This window comes from Enterococcus sp. RIT-PI-f, from assembly GCF_001297065.1.
GTDB lineage: Bacteria > Bacillota > Bacilli > Lactobacillales > Enterococcaceae > Enterococcus_D.
Window position 1 is genome coordinate 1 of sequence record NZ_LHOX01000007.1, and the last position, 2,403, is coordinate 2,403.

2 protein-coding genes and 1 pseudogene are annotated in these 2,403 nt (G+C 32.4%); 1 reads left to right on the forward strand and 2 read right to left on the reverse strand.

Annotated features, from left to right (window positions below; translation table 11 throughout):
• Both AEQ18_RS15870 and AEQ18_RS02350 read right to left on the reverse strand, forming a co-directional pair.
• Window positions 1-187 (reverse strand): hypothetical protein (locus AEQ18_RS15870; protein ID WP_235505469.1); only part of this gene is annotated, 187 nt, incomplete at its 3' end.
• 16 nt (window positions 188-203) lie between these two features.
• The gene (locus AEQ18_RS02350) at window positions 204-830 is read right to left on the reverse strand and encodes a hypothetical protein (protein ID WP_054114766.1); all 627 of its coding nucleotides are present in this window, start codon (window positions 828-830) and stop codon (window positions 204-206) included.
• Window positions 831-1,751: 921 nt separating this feature from the next.
• On the opposite strand from AEQ18_RS02350, the pseudogene AEQ18_RS02355 reads away from it, so the two are divergent.
• Window positions 1,752-2,403, forward strand: a pseudogene (locus AEQ18_RS02355) (transposase); the annotation flags it as partial.

Here is a 2,403-nt window from a genome sequence, read left to right on the forward strand (position 1 = left end):
TATTTGGCTTTTCAAAATATAGAGACAATAAAATTAAAATTACAGGAGGACCATATCCAGTTAACAAATTTTCATATAAATTAATACCTATTAAACGATAATTTATAATATAACTTACAAAAATTAATAATAAAGATATTATTATTGTACCCTTTTTAAAAATCTTACTATCTAGAATTAAATTCATTGAATCACTTCATTCTTTACAATTTTTTTATTTTTGCTTGCGTTTGAGAATTTATATTTGAAATAGCAAATTGTTCGACTATTGTAATACGAACCCCACCTTTAGAAGACCCCGCGTTAATCCAACTTTGCATTGTGTTGCTTGCACCTCTAGCTGTTTGACCCAGGATTCCTCCACCTACTAATCCTACTAATGCACCTAATGGTCCCGCGATTGTAGCTCCTCCTAGAGTTCCATTAGTAAGTAAAAGTGTAGCGGTTGTTGCAAGATCTGTGCGTAACTGTTGTAATCCGGTCTTGGTTGTTGCAAAAGAATTTAACCCTCCATTAACAAACTTACAAGTATATTGTACTGATGCTTTCGCTACTGAAATTTCGGCACCTTCATATTTTTCAATTAAGTTCGTTGCAGCTTCTTTTGTAGAATCCGTATATAGCCTTGATGAAAATTCGTTTTTTTGTTGTTTTTGTAATGTTAATAATTCTGCTTCGAATTTCAAATATTGTTCATTTTTTGTAACAACTACACCATCACTTTCCTCAGTTGTTGTTACCTCAGATGCAGATGCTATTGAACTTGATAAAAAAATTGGTGAAATGATGAAAGATGAAGCTAGTGCTAAAGTTAAAAGCTTTTTTTTCATAATACATCTCCTTTATTTTTTATTAACAACACATATTATACCGCTTTCAAGTTTATTTAACAATAAAAGTAAAAAATATAAACCTTACATTTATGTAACTTCAGTTAATAACATTCTGTTATTGCCTCATTAAGATCATGTGGAGGATGTTATCGAGGTTACAGCTCTTATAACTCATATCCTTCATGTCACACTCATAAACACCCTCAACTACTAACCACACCCGTTCTAAAAGAATTAAAAGTAAACGGGTACGTTGGGCTCCATCGAATTCTACTATTTTATATACAACTGAAAAAGTTCGTACACTTACTCCGGTTCTAAAAAGAGTAGAGTAACGTTCCAAATTGCCTGATTTAAGAGACGTATTTCTTTGCCGCACATGGGATAATCGTAAAAAGTCTGCTAAAGAATTACATGACCTCTTAGAAAAAAAGGCTTGTCTGTTTAGTTAGTGAAAAAATGTTATATTAGGGTCATACTTACTTCGCGAAATTGATAAAGACGATGTAAAATATAGATTTGGAATAGTCCTAGTCACTTCTTCATTTCTTAAGAGTATTACTGGAGAAGGAGTCGCTGATAAGCATTATCAGCACTATTAGCTAGAGACTTGCTAGTGCCAATAGTACACAGAATAACTTATGAAGATTTATGCGAAGTGAGTCCTTTGATCGGTTCTAGAAGTAGTATTAATATTACTGAAGAATCTATGGAAAAAATCGCAGCTCATTATCAGAACTAGTATGTATGGAATAAAGAAGTAAATTCTGATTAACTCCCAAAAAAAGAGTAAAAAATAAAGGGCTCTATAATTTATGGAACTGATGAATCAGAATTGATTCTTCAGTCCATTTTCAGTTTAGGTATTAAAAAACATATCGTTCTCTAGTATGATTAAATCACCGCAAAATAAACAGTGGATCCACAGTGAAAGACTGTTATGGTAAAACAATAATTGTAAGAAATGGGAAGAAAAAAACTACTGTACGTTTTGATGAATATATCCATATGCCGATGGTTATGCAATTAAAAAAGCAGCGCTACAAATGTAAAAATTGTGAAACCTATTGGACTGCACAATCTTACTTTGTTCTTCCAAAACATTCTATTGCCAATCATTTAAGATACAAAATTATTTCTTTACTAACGGATAAAGTTTCTTTGAGTTTTATTGCTAAGCTTTGCACGGTGTCCTTAACTACAGTGATTCGAATACTAAAAGAACTCAAAAGCTATCTTCCAGGAAACGCTAAAAAGGTTCTTCCCAAATTATTGATGGTAGATGAGTTTCGATCACATGCTTCACTTGAAGACAAAATGAGCTTTATTTGTGCAGATGGAGAGAGTGGAGAGTTGATTGATATTTTGCCAACACGTAAGCTATCTCGACTAACCGCCTACTTCCAGAACTGTTCTAACAATGATCAAGTAAAATATTTAGTAACTGATATGAACGCAGCTTATTTTCAATTAACCAAAACGGTATTCCCAAATGCCAATCTCGTTATTGATCGATTTCATATCGTTAAACATATGAATCAAGCATTTCAAGACCTACGTGTAAATTCTA

Coding starts and splice junctions, on each gene's coding strand:
- AEQ18_RS02350 (WP_054114766.1), bottom strand. CDS start 830: ATGAAAAAAAAGCTTTTAACTTTAGCACTAGCTTCATCTTTCATCATT.